The organism is Bifidobacterium sp. KRGSERBCFTRI, from assembly GCF_025908335.1.
Window position 1 is genome coordinate 821944 of record NZ_CP109653.1, and the last position, 22910, is coordinate 844853.

The 22910-nt window shown below is 59.0% G+C and carries 19 protein-coding genes and 4 tRNA genes; 19 read left to right on the top strand and 4 right to left on the bottom strand.

Annotation, left to right across the window (positions count from 1 at the left end):
- The first annotated feature begins 4 nt into the window (after positions 1–4).
- Both OGI63_RS03360 and OGI63_RS03365 read left to right on the top strand, forming a co-directional pair.
- On the top strand, positions 5–3625 hold the full coding sequence (locus OGI63_RS03360; RefSeq protein ID WP_041777237.1) for a helicase: 3621 nt from the start codon (positions 5–7) through the stop codon (positions 3623–3625).
- 23 nt (positions 3626–3648) lie between these two features.
- Positions 3649–3894: a hypothetical protein gene (locus OGI63_RS03365; protein WP_033499404.1), complete on the top strand. Its 246-nt coding sequence runs from the start codon at positions 3649–3651 to the stop codon at positions 3892–3894.
- Between the two features lie 43 nt (positions 3895–3937).
- Here OGI63_RS03365 and OGI63_RS03370 read toward each other — a convergent pair whose 3' ends face one another.
- From OGI63_RS03370 to OGI63_RS03380, 3 genes are all read right to left on the bottom strand, one after another.
- Entirely contained in the window at positions 3938–4690 is a 753-nt protein-coding gene (locus tag OGI63_RS03370) for an SAF domain-containing protein (RefSeq protein ID WP_229027833.1), read from the bottom strand.
- 163 nt (positions 4691–4853) lie between these two features.
- Entirely contained in the window at positions 4854–5036 is a 183-nt protein-coding gene (locus OGI63_RS03375) for an FmdB family zinc ribbon protein (RefSeq protein WP_003807880.1), read from the bottom strand.
- 82 nt (positions 5037–5118) lie between these two features.
- The gene (locus tag OGI63_RS03380) at positions 5119–5739 is read right to left on the bottom strand and encodes a 5-formyltetrahydrofolate cyclo-ligase (RefSeq protein WP_011742799.1); all 621 of its coding nucleotides are present in this window, start codon (positions 5737–5739) and stop codon (positions 5119–5121) included.
- A gap of 131 nt (positions 5740–5870) precedes the next feature.
- On the opposite strand from OGI63_RS03380, the gene OGI63_RS03385 reads away from it, so the two are divergent.
- The 16 genes from OGI63_RS03385 to OGI63_RS03460 all read left to right on the top strand — a co-directional run bounded on the left by OGI63_RS03385 (position 5871) and on the right by OGI63_RS03460 (position 20697).
- A complete protein-coding gene (locus OGI63_RS03385) occupies positions 5871–6476 on the top strand; it encodes a GNAT family N-acetyltransferase (RefSeq protein WP_113736355.1) in 606 nt (201 codons plus the stop codon).
- Between the two features lie 59 nt (positions 6477–6535).
- Positions 6536–7732, top strand: coding sequence for a hypothetical protein (locus OGI63_RS03390; protein ID WP_011742801.1), 1197 nt, complete (start codon positions 6536–6538; stop codon positions 7730–7732).
- A gap of 222 nt (positions 7733–7954) precedes the next feature.
- The gene (groES, locus tag OGI63_RS03395; RefSeq protein WP_011742802.1) at positions 7955–8248 is read left to right on the top strand and encodes a co-chaperone GroES; all 294 of its coding nucleotides are present in this window, start codon (positions 7955–7957) and stop codon (positions 8246–8248) included.
- A gap of 222 nt (positions 8249–8470) precedes the next feature.
- Positions 8471–8552: transfer RNA gene (locus OGI63_RS03400), tRNA-Tyr, on the top strand.
- Position 8553: 1 nt separating this feature from the next.
- Positions 8554–8625, top strand: a tRNA-Thr gene (locus tag OGI63_RS03405).
- Positions 8626–8630: 5 nt separating this feature from the next.
- Positions 8631–8704, top strand: a tRNA-Met gene (locus tag OGI63_RS03410).
- Between the two features lie 51 nt (positions 8705–8755).
- Positions 8756–8926: a 50S ribosomal protein L33 gene (gene rpmG / locus OGI63_RS03415; RefSeq protein WP_003807891.1), complete on the top strand. Its 171-nt coding sequence runs from the start codon at positions 8756–8758 to the stop codon at positions 8924–8926.
- Positions 8927–8987: 61 nt separating this feature from the next.
- On the top strand, positions 8988–10187 hold the full coding sequence (locus OGI63_RS03420) for an FAD-binding protein (protein ID WP_041777239.1): 1200 nt from the start codon (positions 8988–8990) through the stop codon (positions 10185–10187).
- A gap of 105 nt (positions 10188–10292) precedes the next feature.
- Positions 10293–11792: an amino acid permease gene (locus OGI63_RS03425; protein ID WP_264309059.1), complete on the top strand. Its 1500-nt coding sequence runs from the start codon at positions 10293–10295 to the stop codon at positions 11790–11792.
- A 36-nt stretch (positions 11793–11828) separates the two neighbouring features.
- Complete coding sequence (fdxA, locus tag OGI63_RS03430) at positions 11829–12149, top strand: ferredoxin (RefSeq protein ID WP_003836048.1); 321 nt, start codon at positions 11829–11831, stop codon at positions 12147–12149.
- Positions 12150–12349: 200 nt separating this feature from the next.
- The gene (gene dapC, locus OGI63_RS03435; protein WP_011742805.1) at positions 12350–13498 is read left to right on the top strand and encodes a succinyldiaminopimelate transaminase; all 1149 of its coding nucleotides are present in this window, start codon (positions 12350–12352) and stop codon (positions 13496–13498) included.
- A gap of 127 nt (positions 13499–13625) precedes the next feature.
- Positions 13626–14150 (top strand): sialate O-acetylesterase, encoded by a 525-nt coding sequence (locus OGI63_RS03440; protein WP_041777240.1) that lies wholly within the window; start codon positions 13626–13628, stop codon positions 14148–14150.
- Between the two features lie 329 nt (positions 14151–14479).
- Entirely contained in the window at positions 14480–16522 is a 2043-nt protein-coding gene (locus OGI63_RS03445; RefSeq protein WP_011742807.1) for a right-handed parallel beta-helix repeat-containing protein, read from the top strand.
- A 1-nt stretch (position 16523) separates the two neighbouring features.
- Positions 16524–17663: a glycosyl hydrolase family 8 gene (locus OGI63_RS03450; protein WP_004220042.1), complete on the top strand. Its 1140-nt coding sequence runs from the start codon at positions 16524–16526 to the stop codon at positions 17661–17663.
- Positions 17660–19249, top strand: coding sequence for a glycoside hydrolase 43 family protein (locus tag OGI63_RS03455; protein WP_041777241.1), 1590 nt, complete (start codon positions 17660–17662; stop codon positions 19247–19249). Before OGI63_RS03450 ends, OGI63_RS03455 begins: the two co-directional genes overlap by 4 nt.
- The gene (locus tag OGI63_RS03460) at positions 19246–20697 is read left to right on the top strand and encodes a carboxylesterase/lipase family protein (protein ID WP_011742809.1); all 1452 of its coding nucleotides are present in this window, start codon (positions 19246–19248) and stop codon (positions 20695–20697) included. The genes OGI63_RS03455 and OGI63_RS03460 overlap by 4 nt, the downstream gene beginning before the upstream one ends.
- Before the next feature lie 565 nt (positions 20698–21262).
- Here OGI63_RS03460 and OGI63_RS03465 read toward each other — a convergent pair.
- Positions 21263–21350 (bottom strand) — tRNA-Ser (locus tag OGI63_RS03465).
- Positions 21351–21576: 226 nt separating this feature from the next.
- Here OGI63_RS03465 and dinB point away from each other — a divergent pair.
- Positions 21577–22908, top strand: coding sequence for a DNA polymerase IV (dinB, locus tag OGI63_RS03470; RefSeq protein WP_050731441.1), 1332 nt, complete (start codon positions 21577–21579; stop codon positions 22906–22908).
- Positions 22909–22910 lie beyond the last annotated feature (2 nt).

Sequence of the window (22910 nt, forward strand, 5' to 3'; positions counted from 1 at the left end):
GTATATGAGCGAAAACGAAGAGACGGCCACCGCGTTGGACCGTATCCGCGGATGGCGTGAGGAGTATCGCCTTGGTCTGGCACCATCCCCGCTTGAGGATGTGACGCAACTGAGCGCCCAGCTTGACCTGACGCATGCGCACCCATCGGGCATCGCGCAGCTGTTCGCCAAAGGACACGTCACCTTGGACTCGTTGTTCCGAGACAACGGCATGCTGCGCGCCGCGGGCAGGCGTGTGGAACGCGTGCTCGACGACCGTGACGCGAAAAGCCGTGTCAGCGGCGTCGGCGAACTCTCCTTGGTGGTCGGCGTGGCCATTTGGAAAGGCAACCAGATGCCGGTGCTCATGTATCCGGTCGAAGTGCGCAAGGAAGGCCGCAACATCGAGAACGGCACCGTCATCGCGTTCACCGGACGAGTGCGTCTGAACGCGGCCTTCGCCGCCGTGATGCGTGAAAACAACGTGACATTGGACGAGACCAAGCTCTTCGATGGTTCGAATTACGAAAGCGGCACCCCCGAAACGTCCGCGGTGTTCGCGGCCATCACAGCGCGCGCGTCCAGCGTTTTCCCCGATTTCGAAATCGAACGTCACATCATCCTCGGCTGCTTCATGGACCCGTCCTCGCAGATGCTGGTGGAAAGTCGCCAGATCATCAACCAGCTGTCCCAAGGCCCGACAGGCAACACCGTTCTGGACGCGCTCGCCGGGAACAAGGAAGCCGCGGACGCGCTGAAAGACGCGCAGATTCCCGAATACAGTCCGTTCGACGCCGATCCCCATGGCGAATACGAGATTGGCGACGTTGACAACACCGTCCGATACGCGGCGCAGCTGGCCGCATCCGGGCATTCGATTTTCGTGGACAGCGCGATCAGCGGCAACACGGCCGAACAGGCCGCGGCAATCGCCTCCCGTTGCGTGATGGGCGGACACAGCGTGCTGTACGTGCCGTGCGTCACCGACCAAAAGCGCCGTTTCATGCAGACGATCGCGGCCAACGAGATGAGCGGCCAATTGCTGGACATCGCCGATGACGGCGCCAATGCGGCAATCGACCGTCAGCTGATAGCCGCAGTCGGTTTCCAATCCGGCGTCGCGACTTCGCGTTTCGACCAGATCTCCGACGAACTGGTGGGCGTACGCTCCCGCCTGGCCCGCTATCTGGGCGACCTGCATGGCGTCAGCCAGGAATGGGGCGTGTCCGCATACCAGACCATCCAGAACCTCGCACAAATCGCCGTCCTGCCCACGCATCCGACCACGCATGTGCGTCTGACCAAGCAGTCCGCCCATTCCATCGCGGACAAGATGGAGGAATGGGCCCAGAAGCTGTATCGCGCGGGAGAACTCGGCGAATACACCATCGGCGCGCAGGACACCGCCTGGTACAAAGCCTCCCTGTATTCCGAAGAGGAAGCGATCAGCGCATACCAGCGTGTGGTCGAGCTGCTGCGCAAGGTGCTGCCCGCCACCCGCAAACAGGTGTCCAGCACCGTGCAGACCTGCGGCTTCCCGATTCCCACCACCGCGCAGGAGTGGGGACGCCAGGTCATGGTGCTCAAGAACCTGCGCCGCGTGCTCGACGTCTTCCAGCCGGAAATCTTCGAACGCGACATCGATTCCATGATCGAGGCCACCAAGCCCAAGGCCCAGCGCAAGGCCGAAGGCAGCTCCATGGGATTCTGGGAACGTCGCCGCCATATCAAGGAGGCCAAGTCGATGCTGCGCGTCGGCGCGCAGGTGGAGAACCTGCATGAGGCGCTGCTCGTGGTGGCCAAGCAGGCCGAACAGTGGCACATGTTCGTTCCTCACGGCGGATGGCCGGTGCTGCCCGCCAAACTCGACGACATCATCAACACGCAGGACCAGCTGACGAACGATATGACCGCGTTGAACGTGGCGCTCGCCACCACACCGCAGGGCGGCAATCTGGACACCGTCGACCTCAACCAGGTGGAAGAGCGTCTGAAGGCCCTGTATGACGACAAGCAGGCGTTGGATACGCTGCCGGAACGCGCCCGTCTGGAACGTGAGTTCCATTCGGCCGGTCTGGATGAGCTTGTGGCGGACCTGAGCAACCGCGGCGTGCCGAACGACGCCGTGGCCGGAGAACTGCAGCTGGCGTGGTGGACCACGGCTTTCGAAGACATCGTGAAGTCCTCCGCCATCATTTCCAACCAGGATGGCTCCGCCATGCAAAGCGCCGCCGACCGATTCACCCAGGTGGATGTCGAACACGTGCGTTCCATCGGACCGATGGTCGCCCAAGAGTCCGTACGCCGTCTGTGCGACATGCTTTTCTCCCGCACGCAGGAAGCCAATCTGCTGCATACCACGCTTGCCGGTTCCCGAAACGTGCCGTTGAACAGGCTGCGCAGGGAGCATCCGCAGATTTTGGCCGCGGCAAAGCCTATTCTGGTGGCAACGCCAGCCACGCTCGCTGCCATCACCGACCCGGCGCCGCTTGCCGATACCGTCATCATCGATACGGCCGCGCATATTCCGTCCATCGAGCTGCTCAGCATCATCGCCCGCGCGAAGCAGGTCGTGGTGATCGCGCACCGCAAGACCGTCACATCCGATGGCCTGCAGCGACTGATCGCACTGCTGCCAAGCGTGAAGATAACCGACAGGCCGGTTCGCCGTGCGCCGAAGCTCAACGCCTTCCTCGAATCGGAAGGATACGGCTCCGTGCCGTGCGATGTGGCGCGTGAAGGATACCAAGGCGAAGTCGCGTACCATTTCGTGCCGGACGCCAACGGTGTGCCGGTCATCAATTCCGGCCTGGTCGAATCAAGCCAGCAGGAGATCGACGAAGTGGTGAGCATCATCCGCAAGCGCGCGGCCGGTTTCACCATCGTTCCCGCATCGTATGTGCTTACCGTGGTAGCGCTCACGCACACGTTCCGCATCCGTCTGGGTGCCGAGCTCAAGTCGCTTGCCAACAAAGACAAGGCCATGGGCATGTTCCTGCGCCACGTGCGCATCGTGGACATCGTCGATGTGGCCGGCGCCCACGCCACCGACGCGATTCTTGCGATGTGCTACGCCAAGACCTCGCACGGCAGGCTGCTGCAGCAGTTCGGCGCGCTGGAATCCGACGGCGGCCGAGGCATGCTGCTGGACGCTTTGGCGGTACCGGACCGTCATCTCGACATCGTCTCGTCCTTCGCATCCGACGATATGGACGACGAGCGACTGCATCAGGATGGTCCGAAGGCGCTCAAAACCGTGCTGCGTTGGGCCGAACAGCTTGATGACAGCATGGTCCGCCCGGCGATCAAGGAGTCCGGAGAGAACGTGCTCTTCAACGATCTCGCCGAGAGGATCCGCGAACGCGGCTTGGACGTGGCCGTCGATTACGGTTTCGATGACGGACTCAAACTGCCGTTGGTGGTTGGTCTGAAAGGCGAGCCGTTCGCTTTGGCCGTGCTCACCGATGACGCGCAGTTCATGGGACTGCAATCCACCAGGGAACGCCATCGCGTGCTGCTGCAGGACATCGAATCGCTTGGCTGGTCGGTGATGACGGTATGGAGCGTCGGCGCGTTCGTGAACCCCGATAAGGAAGTCGACCGCATCGTGGCACGACTGGGAAGCCTGTACCGGGAGGAACGGTGAGCGCCGAGCATATCGAAAACGTCATGGAGCATGACGATTCGCAGACCCAGTCCGAGACGCACTCCACACCCAGTTATTCCGCCACGCGGCGGACCGCACGCAAGCATAAGCGCGTGGTCCGCCAAGGTACGGAACTGTTCGATGCCGATGGCGTCAAACTCGAACCTTCGGACGTGCTCACCAAGCGCCAACGCGAGGCGGATGACGACAAGCGCATCCTAAACGAGCTTCCGCCACATTGGGCGGTCTTCTCCGAACGCGGCCGCTGATACGTCCAGCCGGGTGCCAGCTATCGATTAGGATTATCAGCCATTAATTGATGGTGGCGATGACCGCACTGTATTCCTGAACCCGCAACACGACGGCCGCCTCATTGGGCGGCATGGCGAACACCGCGATGGTATTGCCTTGCGCATCCTTAGCCGGTTTGCCGGTCAGCAGCGCTTCGGCGCAGATCGTGTGTAACTGCGCATCCACACCACCGTCCGGCATATCATTAGCCATGCCGGACGGCGTTTCCGTACCGTTCGGCATATCCGCGACATTCGGTGTGCCGGACTGCATCTCAGCATCTGTCATGGTGGCGCTGGAAAGTGTCACCTTGTCTCCGGGAATCAAACCGCCGGCCACACTTGCCAAACGCACTTCGATACTCGTATGGCCCTGCGGCACAACGGGGGACGCACGGGCCATGCCCGACATAAGCACATCGTGCGCGCCGATGCCCACCTGTGCGATCAAGCCGACGGCGTCGTCAAGCGTATGGAAGGCGTTGCTCAGCGAGCCATCGCTCGGCGCCTCACGTAACTCCACGTCTTCGCGTGTGATGGCCGTGCCTTTGGCGACATTCCGCACCGCGACCACAATAGGCTGCGTGGCGATGGCTGCGCGTACGCATTGCAGCGTGGCGAATACCGTCAGGCCAGCGCACAATGCGGCGAGGAACCGATGCAGGCGTGCGTTGCTTCGTCTGGCTTCCAACGATGCGGCAGTCGAACCATGACGGTCTCGTTGCAGACGCGTCGTGCGCGCGGTCCGTCCTTCCGAAGCCGTCGATGTGCGCAAACTCGAATGTGGCCGGCGGTCCATCAAGGAATGAAAAAAGGTCATCATGCATGCATGATGACCTGATTGTTATGACCACGGCAAGCGGAATCCGGGGTTGTGGTCGGAGAATGGGAGTTATCCACAATCTCCGGCGTGTCGCGTTGGATTCCGCGCCTGTGGGTCACTTGGATTTGTCGGTGCGGTAGAAGCCGGACCCCTTGAACTCGATCGGCACCGCGGAATAAACCTTGCGGACCTGCTCCTCGCCGCATTCCGGGCATACGGTAATCGGATCGTCGGTGAATGACTGCTGCTCGGTGAAGTCGTAGTTGCAGTTCTTGCAACGGTAATGGTAAGTAGGCACGATATCCTCGCTTTACGCACAATCCCAAATTTCTTAACGGGACATATCCTAGTACGTTCCCTGAGACGGCCCCGCAACCGTCCTATCCTCGGACATCGGCATAACCATCCGGCGTGAGCACGCCGTCGACGGGAATATCATGCGGCTCATGCGGCACGGTCTCGTCGGTCGGCTCCCAAGGCCAGCAAACGGCGACCACGCGCGCGGTGCTGCTACGATGCTCCAAAGCGCGGTCGTACCAACCGCCGCCGCGCCCCAATCGGAAACCATGTTCGTCCACAGCGAACGCTGGCACAATGATCAGCTCGGCCGAAGTGAGAACTTCCGGTCCTTCCGCTGCGTTTTCCGGCTCCTGCGGGCGATGTGTGTTGATGGAACCATCAGCATTGCGCTGGTCGCGCAGATCGTCAAGACCGTTCAGCTCACTCCAGCCGACTTCCATGCCAGCACCCAGACGCGGCACCAAAACACGGCAATCCGTGTCGAACATCGCTTCGAGCAACGGCATCATCGATATTTCACTGCCCATCGAGGCGAAGGCCGCGACGGTCGATCGCGGTCGAATCAACGACGCTTCCAATGCGTGTTCGGCAAGCAGCCGTCCCGCTTCGCGACGCTGGTCGGCGGACGTCCGCTTTCGTCGTTCGATCGCAGCCGCGCGCCAATGCCGTTTCAGCTCGCGTTGTTGCTTACACATGTCCATATCGTTCGTTGTACCACGGTTCGATTGCGTGGAAAACGGAACATGGGGTATGGGTGGGGCACAATGGAAGGGTGACGATTTTGCAATCCTTGAGCGACATGATGCGTCGTCCGGGGAATAATTCCTTTGAAATGCCGGAATTCATCCAATCGCACAGCATGCGCGTCCCGGTGAGTCTGCGCCCGTTGACGGGCGCCGACTATGACGAGTGGAACGAGGTTCGCTGGCGCAACGATGCCTGGCTCAAGCCGTGGGAATCCGGCGATCCGCTGCACGGCGCGCCCATCACCTACAAGGAATGGATGAAACAACTGCGGCGCAACGAACGGGCCGGTACCGGTGCCGTGTTCGCCATCGAACAGCATGGCCGTATCGTCGGGCAGATCTCGTTGGGCGCAATCTGCTACGGCGCGATGCGTTCCGGCGTGGTCGGCTATTGGGTGGACGAGCGTTGCGCCGGGCGTGGCTACGCGCCGATGGCGGTGGCGCTGTTGGCGGATTGGGCCATGTTCGACCCGGCCGGACCTCGACTGCATCGCATGGAAATCGACATTTTGCCGGAAAACAAGCGGTCCCGTGCCGTCGCACGCAAGGTCGGAGCAACGTTGGAGGGGGTGCGGCGCGCGTATATGTACGTCAACGGCCAATGGCGCGATCATGAAAGCTACGTATTGATGGCCGAGGACGTGCCAAACGGTTTCACCGCGCGTCTGATGACAGGGAATTCACCCTCCTGATTCGACACGCCGGGGAGGACTCGCCTCGAATGTCGGAATGTCACCTATTCTTATGACATATGGGTTATGAATCGTTAAGCACGGTGGTCGTGCTTGCGATCGTTGTCATCCTGATGCTCATTTGGTTGCCCAGACGGACGATTAAAGGCATGAAGAGGGTGATCGAACATCGCGAGGACCGCTTTTCACCGTCGTTGCATCTGGTGGATGCCGACAGCGGAACGCGATTTTCCGATGAGACCGTCGCGGCAGCGAAAGGGGTACTGATGCAGTCCACAGAGGCGCACAAAGGCGCAACATCCGAAGAACGGATCGCGGAAATTCGCGCCCTTCGTCACGCCGCGGTCCGCAGGAGGCGCGCCATCGCCGTCTCATTGCTGACAATCACGGTCGTTGTGCTGGTCTGTGCGTTCGCACTGCACTTCAGCCCGCTGTTCGCGCTCATTCCGGCCGCGTTGCTGGCCGCGGTGCTCGCGTTGGGTGTGCGTGCGTCCAAGCAGGCCGTGGCGTGGGAGCGGAAGGTCGCCAGATACCATGCCAAGGTGAAGAAGCGTGTCGCCGCCGAACGCAAACGTGCGCAGGCGGAGCAGGCGGAACGTGCCAGACTGCGCGCGCAGGAGCTGGCCGAAGCCCGCAAGGTCGTCGACGAGCAGTTGAAGACCGATGTCGTTCCCGAGGGGGAGATTCGCCAGGCGATCGCCCGCGGCAAGGCCGATCGGGACGCCGCGGTGAAACGGCGCAAGGAAGAGATGTCTTCCAAGGAAGAGACGCAGACTGCCGAGAAGGCCGTCGACCAGACAACCGAACGTGCGGATGCCGCGCCCGCTGACGTCAAGGAAGTGGGACTGTCCATCCACGATGAGCGAGACAATATGGCCGAAGAAGCCAAAACCGTTGCCGTCAAGTCCACGCAGGACTTGATTTCCTTCTCGTTGGGTGCGCCTCGCGACGGTGCCGACGTTGAGGTGGATGCTCCGGAAAGCATGGAGATCAAGTCCACCAAACAAGTGGCCAAGGCCGTGCCCGTCGAAACGCCTTCCGACGAGGCTGAGCCGTTGATTCCGCCAAACGACGCAATGGGCAGCATGGATGCCGATGAGGCCGCCGCCCGCGTGGATGAGGGCGTGCACCTCAGAGAGGTCGACGTTCCGGGATTCCACGATGCCGAAGTACGTGCCGATGTGGAGGCTCCGGATGTGACTTCGGACTCCCTAGGCACCGGCCTGGAGGCCATTCTGGCCCGTCGTAGCGCCTGACGAAACGCTTGAACCGTTTTTTACAAAGCCTGGAACCGCATGGTTTCAGGCTTTTTTGATAATTTCTCTCAGAGCGTTAGCACTCGAGTTGGCAGAGTGCTAATAATCGCGCTAGGATAAGTCACAGCGCGAAAGGACGACGCCGTAAGTGATCGTCAGCCTCTTGCTAGCGGGTCCCGGCGCGGTAAGTATCGATTTCTCTTTAGAAAGAGGAGGTCCACAGTGTCGATCTCACTCACACCGTTGGAAGACAAGATCATCGTCAAGCAGGCGGAAGCCGAGACCCAGACCGCTTCCGGTCTGTTCATTCCGGACAATGCCAAGGAGAAGCCGCAGCAGGGTGAAGTCCTGGCTGTCGGCCCGGGCCGTCGTAACGACGCCGGCGAGCGTATCCCGGTCGACGTCAAGGTCGGCGACAAGGTGCTGTACTCCAAGTACGGCGGCACCGAGGTGCACTACCAGGGCGAGGATTACCTTATCGTCTCCGCTCGTGACATCCTGGCCATCCTCGGCTGAGACTAGCGCGTAGCTGTCGAAACCCCGTTTCCCGTATATTGCGATTTGCAAGGCTCGGGAGGCGGGGTTTCTGCGTTGTTCGGCGCCGATTTGCGCAAAACGTTGGAATTTCAACGATTTGCGCCGTTTTTGGCTGTCGCGACACGCCGTATTTGCATAAGTCGGCCGGTCTGTGGCATACTAAACGGGTTGCCGGTTGGGGTTCAACCAAACAGGCAGCACGGCGGATTTCCCAAGCGGTCAAAGGGAACTGACTGTAAATCAGTCGCCTCGTGCTTCAGTGGTTCGAATCCACTATCCGCCACGCCTCGATAGCTCAGTGGTAGAGCACTTCCTTGGTAAGGAAGAGGTCGTGAGTCCGATTCTCACTCGAGGCTCTCATGGCGGGATAGCTCAGCTGGCTAGAGCGTACGACTCATAATCGTAAGGTCAAGAGTTCGAGTCTCTTTCTCGCTACAAAGGCCGACGGAATGTCGGTATAGCAACGAACCACAAGAGGTGAACTAAATGGCAAGCAAGAGCGCCGACATTCGTCCGGGCATCACGCTGGCATGCACCGAGTGCAAGGAGCGTAACTACATCACGACGAAGAACCGCCGTAACACGCCGGATCGTCTTGAGCTCAAGAAGTTCTGCTCCCGCTGCGGCAAGCAGACCGTGCATCGCGAGACCCGCTGAGCGGAATCAAGCTTTCGAAACCCGACCAATTTGGTCGGGTTTTTTGTTACTCTGGAGCGTTATGACTAGTTTTGCAGATCTCACCACCATCGGTGTGGGCGGTCCTATCGCCACTTTCCTGGAACCGACCACGCGCGTCGGCGTCATCGAAGCTGTTGAGGAAGCCGATTCCCAAGGACTGCCATTGTGCGTGATCGGCGGCGGATCCAACATGCTCGTATCCGACACGCCGTTCGAAGGCGTGGTGGTCCGCGATGCGAGACGCTCCATCGGCGTGTTGGATGAGGCGGCTCCGGTCGAGGATGATGGGCGTGTCGTCCACGTGAACGCCGAAGCCGGCTGCAACTGGGATGATTTCGTCGATTACTGCGTCCGACTTGGACTGGAAGGCGTCGAAGGCTTGTCCGGCATTCCTGGCACCGTCGGCGCGTCGGTCGTGCAGAACATCGGCGCGTACGGTCAGGAGGTCGCCACCAGCGTCGACAGCGTCGAGGTTTGGGATCGTAAGGAACGTGCGGTAAAGGCGTTGCGCAACGATCAGCTCGCCTTCGGCTACCGCATGAGCGCGCTGAAAGCCAGCATGTACAGCGCTCCGGCGACTCCGGCCGCGGAATTTTTCCCGACGCCGCGATACGTGGTGCTGTCCGTCACGTTCGCGTTGCGGCACAGCGATACGGGCGTGGTCGGTTACGGTCAGCTCGCCAAGGCGTTGGACGTCGCCGTGGGCGATCGCATGAACACCGCGGACATCCGCAACGCGGTGCTGAAGGTGCGTGCGGCTAAAGGCATGCTGGAAGACGCGCATCGCTATGCGTCGCCGGCCATGCAGGGCACCAAGAAGACGAATCTGGTCGATGTCGCTCTTGAATCGCAATCCAAGCAGAACGGCGATGACGGTCCGGACTTCAACCGCCATAGCTGCGGCAGCTTCTTCATGAACCCGATTCTCACGCCACAGCAGGCCGAGACGCTTCCCGAAGACGCGCCGCGCTTCGACGCGGCATTGCCGGGCGGCGGGCAGGGCGTCAAGACCTCCGCGGCCTGGCTCATCGACCATGCCGGCTTCCATAAGGGGTTCAAAATCAACGAAAACGCTCCGGCTGGCCTGTCCACGCTGCATACGTTGGCGTTGACCAATCGTGGGGGAGCATCAGCCGAAGATATCGCCCGCCTCGCCAAAACCGTGCAGGACGGCGTCGAGGCCGCGTTCGGCATCCGACTGGTGCCCGAGCCGGTCGTCATCGGTATGAATCTTAAATAGCGTCACGCACGCCGTCAATGTGACGAAAACGACTTATACTTGCGCCTTGTGCTCTAGAAGGTGGAGCGTGAAACCGCGCGGGCGGAAAGAAGAGAAGGACGAGACATGAACGTATTTCGCAAGAAATCCGTCGAACAGACGCTGGCTGAAACAGGTGAGTCCGGCCATGCGCTCAAACGCGATCTGACCTGGTGGGATCTTGCCATCATGGGTGTGGCCGTTGCCGTGGGCGCAGGCATCTTCTCCATCGGCGCGCAGGCGGCTGCCTTCCATGCCGGTCCGGCGGTGGTGCTGAGCTTCCTGATCGCAGGCGTCGTGTGCGGCGCCGCCGTGATGTGCTACGCCGAATTCGCCTCCATGATTCCAGTGGCGGGTTCCGCCTACACCTTCACCTACACCACCGTCGGCGAGATCGTGGCATGGGTGATTGGCTGGGATCTGATCCTTGAAATGCTCATGGCCGGTTCGGTCGTCTCCAAATACTGGGGCGTGTACCTCAACCAGTTCTTCGAGCTGATCGGCTGGAACATCAACACCAACATCGCCATCGGCTCGTTCAACTTCGACCTGGCTCCGGTCATCATCGTCGCCTTCTTCACCGCGCTGCTGGTGATGGGCACCAAGATCGGCGCCCGCGTGGACGGCGCGCTCACCATTTTGAAGATCGCCATCGTCGTGTTCATCGTGGTCGTCGGCTTCTTCTACATCAAGGCCGAAAACTTCACCCCGTTCATTCCGCCGAGCGAACCCGCAGCATCCACCGACGGCTCCGGCGTCTCCGCGGTCATGGAACAGCCGCTGTGGCAGTGGGCCACAGGCATGGCCCCCAGCATTTATGGCGTGACCGGCATCATCTCCGGCGCGGCACTCGTGTTCTTCGCTTTCCTCGGCTTCGACGTCGTGTCCACCGCTTCCGAAGAGACCATCAACCCCAAGAAGAACGTGCCGCTGGGCATCGGCGTGGGCCTCGGCCTGATCATCGTGCTGTACACCCTCGTGGCCATCGTCACCACGGGCATGGTCTCCTATAAGGACCTTGCCAAACAGTCCGATCCGTCACTGGCCGTCGCGTTCAAGATGGTCGGCGCCGACTGGGCTGCGAAGATCATCAGCCTCGGCATCGTCATCGGCATGGCCACCGTGGTCATGGTGCTGCTGCTCGGCCTGACACGCGTGGTGTTCGCCATGAGCCGAGACGGACTGCTGCCGCGTGGCCTGAGCCATACCGGCAAGCATGGCACTCCGGTGCGTCTGCAAATCATCGTCGGCGTGGTCATGGCGCTGATCGCGGCCTGCTGCAATGTCGGCATCCTGTCCGACATGGTGAACATCGGCACGCTGTCGGCGTTCACGCTGGTGGCGATTTCCATTCCGATCATGCGCAAGAAGCGCCCCGACCTGGAACGTTCCTTCAAGATTCCTGGCAATCCGTGGGTGCCGATTCTGATTGCGCTCGCCAACCTGTGGCTGATGGTCAACCTGAGCGTGCTCACTTGGATCCGTTTCGTGGTCTGGCTCATCGTCGGCTTCGCCATCTACTTCGGCTATGGCTACCGTCATGCCCGTCTCGGTGCCGGCGAACTCGAAGTTGCCGCGCAAGAGTAATCTGGAACAGTACACGTTGTTGTTGAGGAGGTAAGCATGCCGTATGTTGTTGCCCAGCCGTGTGTGGACGTCAAAGACAAGGCCTGTGTGGACGAGTGCCCGGTCGATTGCATCTACGAAGGCTCCCGTTCCCTGTACATCAATCCGAACGAATGCGTGGATTGCGGCGCATGCGAGCCGGTGTGCCCGACCGAAGCCATCTTCTATGAAGACGATCTGCCAGACGAGTGGGCTTGGTACAAGGACGCCGCAGTCAGCTTCTTCGCCGAAGTTGGTGATATGGGCGGCGCTTCCGCAGCCGGCCCGATCGGCAAGGATCCGGAGCAGGTAGCTGCTCTGCCGCCGCAGAACCAGTGAGCATGTCTTGGCTGATGCGTCCGCCGTCCGTATTGCGCGTAAAGCGGAATATTCGCGGTCGATTTTAACCGGTTTGCCGCTGACGTTTGCACACGTCAGCGGCAAACCGGTTTTTGTATGGAACGGTTGCATGTGCCGGCACGTCGATTGCCGTATGCTGGAACATGGTTGTGATTTCCGCTTGAAAAGGAGCCTTACGGATGGGTTTTCATGAATTTTCATCGCCGTACGACTGGTCCCGCATCGCGTCGTACAAACGTACGGCGAAAGCCGCGTTCGGTGGCATGGTCGACCTGTCCGTCGGTTCTCCCGTCGACCCCGTTCCCGATTCGGTGCGTAAGGCGCTCGCGGTCTCGTCGAACGACCCGAACGCGTACGGATATCCCGTTACGGCAGGTACCGCCGATTTGCGTGACGCCATTCACGAGTGGTTCGCGGCCGCCCGCAATGTCGATTTGCGTGCGATCGGCGCCGATGCGGTGCCGACGGTCGGTTCCAAGGAAGGCGTCGCGTTGATGGCGTCGCTGCTGCATTTCGGCGAGGGCGATGTCGTCGTGCAGCCGAAGGTGTCGTATCCGACGTACGAGATCGGCACGCAGTTGGCCGGCGCGCAAACGCTGAAGGTCGACGACGTGGCGGATGCGGATTCCTGGAAGGATGTGCCGGGCGTCAAGGCCGTTTGGGTCAATTCGCCGTGCAATCCGACCGGTGAGGTGCTGTCCGCGGAACAGATGGCCGGTATTGTGCGTGCCGCGCGCGCGATTGGTGCCGTGGTGCTGTCCGATGAATGCTATGCGTTGATGCAATGGGAAGACGACGTTGCGGAAGCGGATGCGGATACGCTTGCCTCCACGCCGTGCGCCTTGCGCGCCGATGTGTGTGGCGGGTCCGCCGAAGGCGTATTGGTGCTGTATTCGCTGAGTAAGCAAAGCAACATGGCCGGGTATCGTACGGCGCTTATCGCTGGCGATCAATCGCTGATCGGGCCGATGGCGGCATACCGCAAACAGATCGGGCAGATCATTCCCGGACCGGTGCAGGCTGCGATGGCCGCCGGGCTGCGTGACTTCGACGCGGTCAAGACCCAGCATTCCCGTTACCAGGAGCGTCTGGGCATGCTGGTGAGTGCTCTGCGCGCATACGGATACTGCACCGACATGCCGCAAGGCGCGTTGTACGTGTGGGTGAAAGCCAAGTCCGGCGACTGCTGGGAGGATCTGCGCCAGCTTGCCGAAATCGGCATCGTCGCCAGCCCCGGCGAGTTCTACGGAGCGCCGGAATACTTGCGATTCTCGGCTACGGCCAGTGATGCGGCGATCGCCTCCGCCGCGGAACGATTGGCACGTTGACGGTTTGCTGACGATGGCCTTTTGACGAACGAAAGCGTTGAAAACAAAAAGGACCTCCGATTCACTCGGAGGTCCTTCATTATGGCGGAGTCAGAGGGAGTCCAACGCCCATGCGTCTTATGGCTATGTGCAGCTGTTGATGTCGCTGATCCAGGAGTGGCGTGCGCTACTCAAGCGTCCGGAACTACCATTCATATTCGCCCAATTGCCGAACTATACTTTGGAACCCGATTGCGATTGGCCAAGGCTGCGTGATGAACAACGGCGCGCTTTGACGTTGTGGAACACGGCGATGGTGGTGACGATCGGATATGGAGAGGATAATGACCTGCATCCTTTGGATAAGCGCCATGTCGCGCAGCGCTTGGCAACGGCTGCCGAGTCGTTGGTTTATGGACGTGATCGCGAGCCGATGGGGCCGCTTCCTGTCATGGCGATTCACAAGGATGACGGCATTGAGATCTCCTTCATCCATACGGGAGGGGGATTGGTCTGCACAGGCGACGTGCCTTTTGACATCTTGGAGCCGGGAGGCTCGATATATCGGGTGAAGGCTCGTCGGTACGATTGCTATGGCGGTAACGGAACCGGGCGTTCGAGTGGCGCAGTGAGAGAGCTCTCCCCAGTACAGTGTCAGTTTGTCGGCCAATGAAGCATCGATGATAACGCTATTGCCGGGGACAGCGTAAATAGTTTTTGCAGTTAATCGTGTTTGGGCGGAAGCCTGTAATTTCCTGCGTTTGGAATACTTAAATCTATTCGAAAGTTTCGTAAATAGTTGCATATAGAACTTTCGTAACAAAAAATTTAAGCATTTAGTTAAGCGATTTGACTTTCTTGAAAGTCAAATCATATAATCAAACAGTGCTTTGGCTGAAATGCTAAAGCATTTACGAAACATGAAGATGTGTGTTCGTGCATGTCGCTAAGGGAGAAAGACTTTGTATTCCCACATCCGATATTGGATAAGGAGATGCAGCAATGAAGTTTGAATACCATGTCAAACCAACCGGCAACGATGCTGCGTGCGGCGACACGGAGCATCCGTTCGCCACGATTTCCAAGGCCGCGCAGATGGCCTCTCCGGGTGATACGGTAATCGTGCATGAAGGCGTATACCGCGAACAAGTCAATCCGAGACGCGGCGGTCTGAGTGAACATGAGCGCATCACCTACTGCGGAGCCGAAGGCGAAGCACGGCCGGTTATCAAAGGCTCGGAATGCGTGCAGGGCTGGACGGAATTGGCCGATCATCCGCATGTGTGGACGGTGGTGCTTGATAATACGATGTTCGGGGATTTCAATCCATTCGCGACCCCGATTTTCGGTGACTGGCTGGAAATGCCCAAGTTCGGCAAGGATCCGGACAAACATCTTGGCGATGTGTATCTCAACGGTGTTTCCTTCTTCGAATCGACGACGTTGGAAGGCGTATACGATCCGCAGCCGCGTGATACGGATGAGGATTTCGCGTTGAAGATTCCCTGCCCCGTGCCGGATGTGGACCGTACACGTTATGTATGGCATGCCGAAGTGGACGAAAATGCCGGCACCACAACGATCTGGGCGAATTTCCAAGGTGCCGATCCGAATGAGGAACTGGTGGAGGTCAGTGTTCGTCGCACATGCTTCTTCCCTTCCCGCAACCATGTCAACTACATCACCGTGCGTGGCTTTGAAATGGCGCAGGCCACTGGAGATTGGGCGCCGCCTACCTCGCAGCAGTGGGGCATGATCGGCCCGAACTGGTCGTATGGCTGGATCATCGAAGACAACGTGCTGCATGACGCCAAATTCTCCGCGGTGTCATTGGGCAAGGAAATCTCATCCGGCGACAACGAGTGGGCGAAAACCGAGCGCAAGACCGGTTACCAGTACCAGTTGGAGGCCGTGTTCAAGGCCCGTCGCATCGGCTGGGAAAAGGGGCTGATCGGCGGTCATATCGTACGCAACAACGACATCTACGAGTGCGGACAGAATGCCATCGTCGGACATATGGGCAGCGCATTCTGCCGTATCGAGCATAACCATGTCCATCACATTGCGTTGAAGCGTGAATTCTTCGGATGGGAGGTCGCTGGCATCAAATTCCATGCCGCATTGGATACGGTCATTGCCAACAACAACATCCACGACTGCTCGCTGGGCATGTGGATGGATTGGCAGACGCAGGGCACGCGCATCACGCGCAATGTGTTCCACGATAACGTCCGTGACCTCATGATTGAAGTGAGTCATGGGCCGTATCTGGTGGACAATAACGTTTTTGCCTCGCCGGTGATGTTCCAGAACTGGTCGCAAGGTGGTGCCTTCGTCAACAATCTGATTTGCGGCGGCATTGAACCGCATACCGTCCCCGACCGTTCCACGCCGTATCACTATCCGCACACCACCGAGGTGGCCGGGTGCGCTGTGGTATCCGGCGGCGATGAGCGTTGGCTGAACAACATGTTCGCGCCGCAACCGGTGAAACCGACCGTCGGTGAATATGGTTTGTCCGCCTACAGCGATTGCCCGATGTCGATGCATGAATACTTGGAACGCCAGCGGGCCATGTGGGCAGATCCTTCGCAGGGTGGTGGCGAGCGCAATCCTCTGCAGTCTCTATACGCGGGCGGCAACATCTATCTGTCCGGCGCACAGGGGCTGAACAAGCAGGAAGGTGCGGCCGACGATTCGGAGCGCATGCAGGAGGACGCCCCGTTCTTCGGCGGCACCGCCTCCACGAGCGTTGCATGTGATGAGCCCATGCCGGTGACATTGGTCGAAGAACCCGATGGACTGTACCTGCAGTGCACTGTGCCACAGGCCGTCACCGATACCAGAATGCAGGTCGTCACCAGCGATATGCTCGGCGTGCCTCGCATCGTGGAGGAACGCTATGAACAGCCCGATGGCAGTGACTATGTGCTGGACACCGACTTGCTGGGACAAGCCTTGACGGCAACGGAACGCAAGGCCGGGGCGTTGAATGGTCTTGTCTCCGGAGAGAATCACATCCGAATTTGGGAATGGAACAACTGATATGACAAATGCAACCGATACCAACAAGACATTGGGCGAGTCCATGTTCGCACAGTGCGGATATGCCCAGGACGCCATCGATAAGCGCGTGTCACAGGTCTGGCATGAAATTTTCGAAGGTCCGAACAAATTCTATTGGGAGAACGACGAAGGTCTTGCCTATGTGATGGACACCGGCAACAACGATGTACGTACCGAGGGTATGAGCTATGCGATGATGATCGCCTTGCAATACGACCGTAAGGACGTATTCGACAAGCTGTGGGGCTGGGTAATGCGTCACATGTACATGAAGGACGGTCATCATGCGCATTATTTCGCATGGTCGGTCGCGCCGGACGGTACGCCGAACTCGAATGGTCCTGCACCTGACGGCGAGGAATATTTCGCGATGGACCTGTTCCTCGCCTCCCGTCGCTGGGGTGATGGCGAGGATATCTACGAATATTCCGCATGGGGACGCGAGATCTTGAGATATTGCGTTCATAAGGGCGAACGCTACGACGGCGAGCCCATGTGGAATCCCGACAACAAGCTCATCAAGTTCATTCCGGAAACCGAGTGGAGCGATCCGTCCTACCATCTGCCGCACTTCTATGAAGTATTCGCCGAAGAGGCCGACGAAGAAGACCGTCCATTTTGGCATGAGGCAGCCGCCGCAAGCCGTCGCTATCTGCAGGCGGCCTGCGACGAGCGGACCGGCATGAACGCTGAATACGCGGATTATGACGGAAAGCCGCATGTCGACGAGTCCAATCATTGGCATTTCTATTCCGACGCCTACCGTACTGCGGCGAATATCGGACTGGATGCAGCCTGGAACGGTCCGCAGGAAGTGCTGTGCGACCGCGTCGCCGCGCTGCAGCGATTCTTCCTGACCCACGACCGTACTAGCGTCTACGCCATCGACGGCACCGCCGTGGACGAGGTCGTGCTTCATCCGGTCGGATTCCTGGCCGCGACCGCGCAAGGCGCACTTGCGGCGGTGCATTCGGCCCAGCCCGACGCGGAGCATAATGCCCGTGAATGGGTGCGCATGCTGTGGAATACGCCGATGCGAACCGGCACGCGTCGTTACTATGACAACTTCCTCTATGCTTTCGCCATGCTGGCGTTGAGCGGAAAGTATCGGTATGAATGATGATTACCTCAACTAATCCTATGGTCTACACGGATTTTCCTGATCCAGACATCATCCGGGTCGGGGACGTGTATTACATGGCCACTACGACTATGCATTTCACACCCGGGTGCGATATTCTGCGCAGCTATGACCTAGTGCATTGGGAATTCATTGCGCACGCATTGAATATCGTGGCGGATACCCCTGAAGAACGTTTGGAATGTGAAGGTGCCAACGCCTACGGTCGAGGCATGTGGGCGCCGTCACTGCGTTACCATCGGGGCACCTGGTATGTGTTGTTCGCCGCCAACGATACGCATACCAGCTATCTGCTGACGGCGGACGATCCATGCGGCCCATGGCGAAAGCGTGAGCTTGACGGCTTCTATTACGACAGCGGACTGTTCTTTGACGACGATGATCGAGCCTATGTCGTACATGGGCAGTCGACATTGCGCATCACGGAGTTGAATCCTGAATTAAGCGGGCCGATGCCGGGTGGGCTCGACCGGGTCATCGTGCAGGACGATCCGCAGGCTGACCTTGGTTATGAGGGCAGTCACCTGTACAAGCATGATGGACGCTATTACGTCTTCACCTGTCACTTCCCGCAAGGCAAGGGCAAAACAGAAGCCTGCTTGATGGCCGAATCCTTGGATGGAGCTTTCGAAGTGCGTGAAATTATCGAAGACGACCTGTCCTTCCACGGTTACGGAGTCGCGCAAGGCGGTATGGTGGACACTCCGGACGGCGACTGGTATGCATTCATGATGCAGGACCGCGGCGGTGTGGGACGCGTGCCGATACTGATGCCGATGCGGTTCGGCGAGGACGGATTCCCCGTCGTCGGCGAGAACGGCAAAGTGCCGCAGTCGGTCAGCGTGCCGGCTGCAAGCTGTGCCGAACCTGTCACGCCCATCAACGGCAGCGAATTCATAGCCCGGTATAACGCCGAAGGCGGAGTCGATGCCAACTGTCTGCAGCCATACTGGCAGTTCAATCACATCTCACATAACGAATACTGGTCACTGACGGAACGTCCGGGAGCATTCCGCCTGCATTCCGGACGCATCAGCTCGAATCTCAATCATGCATGGAACACGCTGACGCAGCGCACGATGGGGCCGGTGACGGTGGCCGAAGTCACCGTCGACGCGTCGACATTGCATGATGGCGACTTCGCCGGATTGGCGGCGTTCCAAGGATGCTATTCCTACATCGCGCTTACGCGAAGGAACGGCCGCACGATGCTGACCGTCCAATACAAGCCGGCGAATGACGATTCCATCTTCTCCGATAATGATTGGGACAGTCCAGCCGTAACGGATGCGGAAATCATGGCGGATGCGGATTGCATGCGTCTGCGCGCGGTATATGATTTCACCGATTGCAAGGATGAAGTGACGTTCTTCTACCGCGATGCGGATACGCCGGAATCCGAATGGTGTCCATTGGGGACAGCGCACCGGATGATCTTCAAAATGGATCATTTCACAGGTTGCCGTATCGGATTGTTCCTGTATTCGACAAAAGAGACCGGTGGAATCGCCGATTTTTACGACTTTGCGTATTCGACGCCGAATACGAAGGAAAGAGAGCAATGAAGCGACAGGTCATAGTGGCGCAAGGAACTGTCGAAGGCTTGGCGGCTGAGGATCAGGGCATCACCGTGTTCCGAGGAGTCCCGTTCGCCCAGCCTCCCGTCGGCGGTCTGCGCTGGCGTGCGCCGCAGCCGGCCTTGCCATGGGATGGTGTGCTGCAAGCCTTCGATTTCGGGCCTACCGCGATGCAGCCGACGCCGGGCGCCTCCGATGATTTCTATGATCGTGAATGGGGCACCGATCCGGCCGTGCCGATGAGCGAGGATTGCCTCTACCTGAATATTTGGACTCCGGCATTACGCGGATATGGCGCGGATAGCATGGTAACTTCCGAAAAGCTGCCGGTCATGGTCTGGATCTACGGCGGAGCCTATCAATGTGGCGGCACATTTGAAAAGGAATTCGACGGCACGCATCTCGCCGCGAACGGCGTCGTTGTGGTCAGTGTGGCCTATCGCCTGAATGCATTTGGGTTTATGACGCACCCTTTGCTTCATGAGGAGGCCGTAGAACGCGGCGACGGCGAACCATATGCGAATTTCGGATTCCTGGATCAGCGTGCCGGAATCCAATGGGTGAAGGAAAACATCGCGAAGTTCGGCGGAGATCCGGAAAACATCACGGTTTTCGGCCAATCGGCCGGTGCCGCCAGCGTCTTGGCCCAGATCTGCTCGCCGATGAATCATGGCCTGTTTCAGAAAGCCATCATGCAATCCGGCGCAGGCTTAGGGTATTTCAATGCGCGGCAGGACACGCTGGAGCATGCGCAGGCCAACGGAATCCGTCTGTTCGAAGCATTGGGTGTCTCCACGCTGGAGCAGGCCCGTGCAATCCCGGCCCGAACGGTATTGGAAGCCGCCGAGTCCCTGCCTGTTCCACCGGACAGCGGACGTGAAGATGACTGGTCGATGATCGTCAATTGGGTGCCATGCGTGGACGGCCTGTTCCTTCCCGATCAGGAGGAGCGTATCGTCGAGGGCTGCAAGGCCAACAACGTCGACATGCTGGTCGGCAACACGACCAATGAGTTCATCGCTTCGACTGAAGATGGGAAGCCTGTGCATGTCGGCCAGCTCGGCAATCTCACGCTGATTCGCAAATGGACCGCAAGCGGTGGGACCGCGCCATACTACTATCATTTCGATGTCGCCATGCTGGGGGATGATGCCGGAGCCTTCCACTCGTCCGATCTGTGGTTCTCCTTTGGAAGCCTTGCGAAATGCTGGCGTCCGTTCGTTGGATGGCATTACGATCTGGCAAGGCGAATGGGGCTGTACTGGACCAATTTCGCCGCCAATGGCGATCCCAACGGAACGGACCGTGACGGAACGCCGCTTCCTGTATGGGATCCTTGCATCGGTGAGGAATGCCCCGCCATGCATTTGTGCCAAGAACCGGGCATGCGGACGGATTGGCTTACCGAAACGGATCGAAAAGCATTCGGCCTGTGACGGCATGCCGTTGATGTATAAATGCTGATATGTAAACAGGGACGGTCTTTGTGGATCGTCCCTGTCGCATAATGGTTTGCCGTTGCACGTGCAGGAGGATTTCGAGACTGATTATCCGACTTTTCACCGTTTCCGTCGTCTGGTTCGTCGGTGGCATCTCGCGGAGGCTCGGGCCATTAAAGACCCTGTTCGGCGTTGTGCAGGCTAGGAGCTGTTTGAAGTGTTCTAGGCCGGACGTTTCGCCGTATAGGGGCGTGTCTGCGTGGATTCCGTCGGATGTGGCGTCTCAATTGTTGGACGTTGCGGTGAGCGTGAACGGGGGTGATTATGAGGAAGACTGAACCCCCGCTCATGACCATTGCCGACACGATGGCCTATTTGCAGTGCAGTCGTCGGCTGTCTTGTTGGGTACCCAACTCGGGTACCTTGCTGGGTACCGGAAATGTTGGCATTGGCGTACATTTCCGTACATTCTCTGTTTGCGCCGTATGTCTTGAAATCGTTGGTATTCCGCCGTTTTGGCATGAAAAAAAGGGCTTCCGGATTTCTCCGAAAACCCTCAAGGCGGAGTCAGAGGGATTCGAACCCTCGAGCCGCTAAACACGACTAACACCTTAGCAGGGTGCCCCTATCGGCCACTCAGGCATGACTCCACTGTTGCGTTACGACGCAACAGCATGTAACTATAGCATCTATCCGCGTGCGAAACACCATATTGTGAAAAAATGAGAGAAAAACGTGTGGTGATGTCAGTGGGACTCGAACTCGTGAGCCGTGTCGAGCGGTCTCATTGATATGCGACACGCCGGTATGCCCGCAGGTTTCGCCATATTCGAACATTTGTTCCAAAACTGCCGAATCGTTGTCTATCATGGAATCATGAGCACGGCACCAAGAATCGCAGCGGCCAAACGTGACTGGGGTCACGATGAGGTCGGATGCACGGTGCTGCATATCGACATGGACGCTTTTTTCGCATCCCTCGAAGTGGCGCGGCATCCGGAATACGCCGACAAACCGGTAATCATCGGCATCGGCAACCGTTCCGTGGTGTCCGCGGCGAACTATGAGGCACGCAAATACGGCATCAATTCGGCGATGGCAAGCTCCCGGGCAAGAAAACTATGCCCGAACGGCGTCTTTCTGCCGGTGGACATCCACTACTACCGTGAGATGTCCCGACGTATCTTCACAGAGGTGTTCTCCCGCGTCACCGATCGCATCGAACAGGTTTCCGTGGATGAATGCTATATGGACGTCTCCGGCGCGCTGCTGCGGTGGAAAAGTCCCCGCGCCATCGGAGCTTGGATACGCGATCAGGTCGCCAGACGGTACCACATCACCTGTTCCGTCGGCATCGCGGCGAACAAGCTTGTCGCCAAAATGGCTTCGACCAATGCCAAACCGGATGGCATGCTCATGATCCCCGTGGCCAGACATGCCGAATTCGTGCAGATGATGCCGTTGCGTGGCATACCTGGCATCGGTCCGTCCTTGGAGAAACGACTGAACGCATGGGGCGTTGATTCCGTGGCTGACTTGGCGAAGATGAGCATGGAATCGCTTGAGCAGGCGACGGGGTCAGCCATCAGCGCGCGCGGGTTGTACATGGCGGCACGCGGATTGGATGACCGCCCTGTCGCACCGCGTGCGCAGGGGAAATCCGTCGGCGCGGAACGCACGTTCGACAAGGACACCCAAGACATGCGGCAGGTGACATCCATGCTCCGCTGGTGTTGCGATGATGTGGCCGGCACGCTGCGCAGACGAGGGTTGATGGCGCGTAAGGTCATGGTGAAGCTGCGATTCCCGGATTTGAGCTATGCGACGAAAGGACATACGCTGGACTGTCCGACGGATGCGGCAAGCATGCTGTATCCGCAATGTGTCGCATTATTGCTGGCCATGATGGGCATGCCGGAAAGCTCTATCGACGCCATTTCCTTGACCAGACCGGTGCGACTTGCCGGCATGAGCGCGGGCGGTTTGGTCGAAGCGGCGGATGCGGCGGTTCAGCTTTCGCTTGATGACATGCTTGAAGAGCAGAACGAGGCGCAGCGGGGTCGTGGAACGGATACCGAACCGTCGACCCAATCGGAACGGCTACGCGGTGCGGAAGCGGCATTAGACGCGGTACGGCTCAAATACGGTAAAGGAAGCGTGCGTCTTGGCATATGGCGTACGGGGCCATCAGGTAATCTTGAACATTGAGA

Excerpts from the sequence above, each read along its gene's own strand:
- OGI63_RS03360 (WP_041777237.1), top strand. The coding sequence starts at position 5 with ATGAGCGAAAACGAAGAGACGGCCACCGCGTTGGACCGTATCCGCGGA.
- OGI63_RS03390 (WP_011742801.1), top strand. The coding sequence starts at position 6,536 with ATGGGTTATGAATCGTTAAGCACGGTGGTCGTGCTTGCGATCGTTGTC.
- dinB (WP_050731441.1), top strand. The coding sequence starts at position 21,577 with ATGAGCACGGCACCAAGAATCGCAGCGGCCAAACGTGACTGGGGTCAC.
- OGI63_RS03460 (WP_011742809.1), top strand. The coding sequence starts at position 19,246 with ATGAAGCGACAGGTCATAGTGGCGCAAGGAACTGTCGAAGGCTTGGCG.
- OGI63_RS03365 (WP_033499404.1), top strand. The coding sequence starts at position 3,649 with ATGGAGCATGACGATTCGCAGACCCAGTCCGAGACGCACTCCACACCC.
- OGI63_RS03385 (WP_113736355.1), top strand. The coding sequence starts at position 5,871 with ATGCCGGAATTCATCCAATCGCACAGCATGCGCGTCCCGGTGAGTCTG.
- OGI63_RS03420 (WP_041777239.1), top strand. The coding sequence starts at position 8,988 with ATGACTAGTTTTGCAGATCTCACCACCATCGGTGTGGGCGGTCCTATC.
- dapC (WP_011742805.1), top strand. The coding sequence starts at position 12,350 with ATGGGTTTTCATGAATTTTCATCGCCGTACGACTGGTCCCGCATCGCG.
- rpmG (WP_003807891.1), top strand. The coding sequence starts at position 8,756 with ATGGCAAGCAAGAGCGCCGACATTCGTCCGGGCATCACGCTGGCATGC.
- OGI63_RS03380 (WP_011742799.1), bottom strand. The coding sequence starts at position 5,739 with ATGGACATGTGTAAGCAACAACGCGAGCTGAAACGGCATTGGCGCGCG.
- OGI63_RS03445 (WP_011742807.1), top strand. The coding sequence starts at position 14,480 with ATGAAGTTTGAATACCATGTCAAACCAACCGGCAACGATGCTGCGTGC.
- fdxA (WP_003836048.1), top strand. The coding sequence starts at position 11,829 with ATGCCGTATGTTGTTGCCCAGCCGTGTGTGGACGTCAAAGACAAGGCC.
- OGI63_RS03455 (WP_041777241.1), top strand. The coding sequence starts at position 17,660 with ATGATGATTACCTCAACTAATCCTATGGTCTACACGGATTTTCCTGAT.
- OGI63_RS03450 (WP_004220042.1), top strand. The coding sequence starts at position 16,524 with ATGACAAATGCAACCGATACCAACAAGACATTGGGCGAGTCCATGTTC.
- OGI63_RS03425 (WP_264309059.1), top strand. The coding sequence starts at position 10,293 with ATGAACGTATTTCGCAAGAAATCCGTCGAACAGACGCTGGCTGAAACA.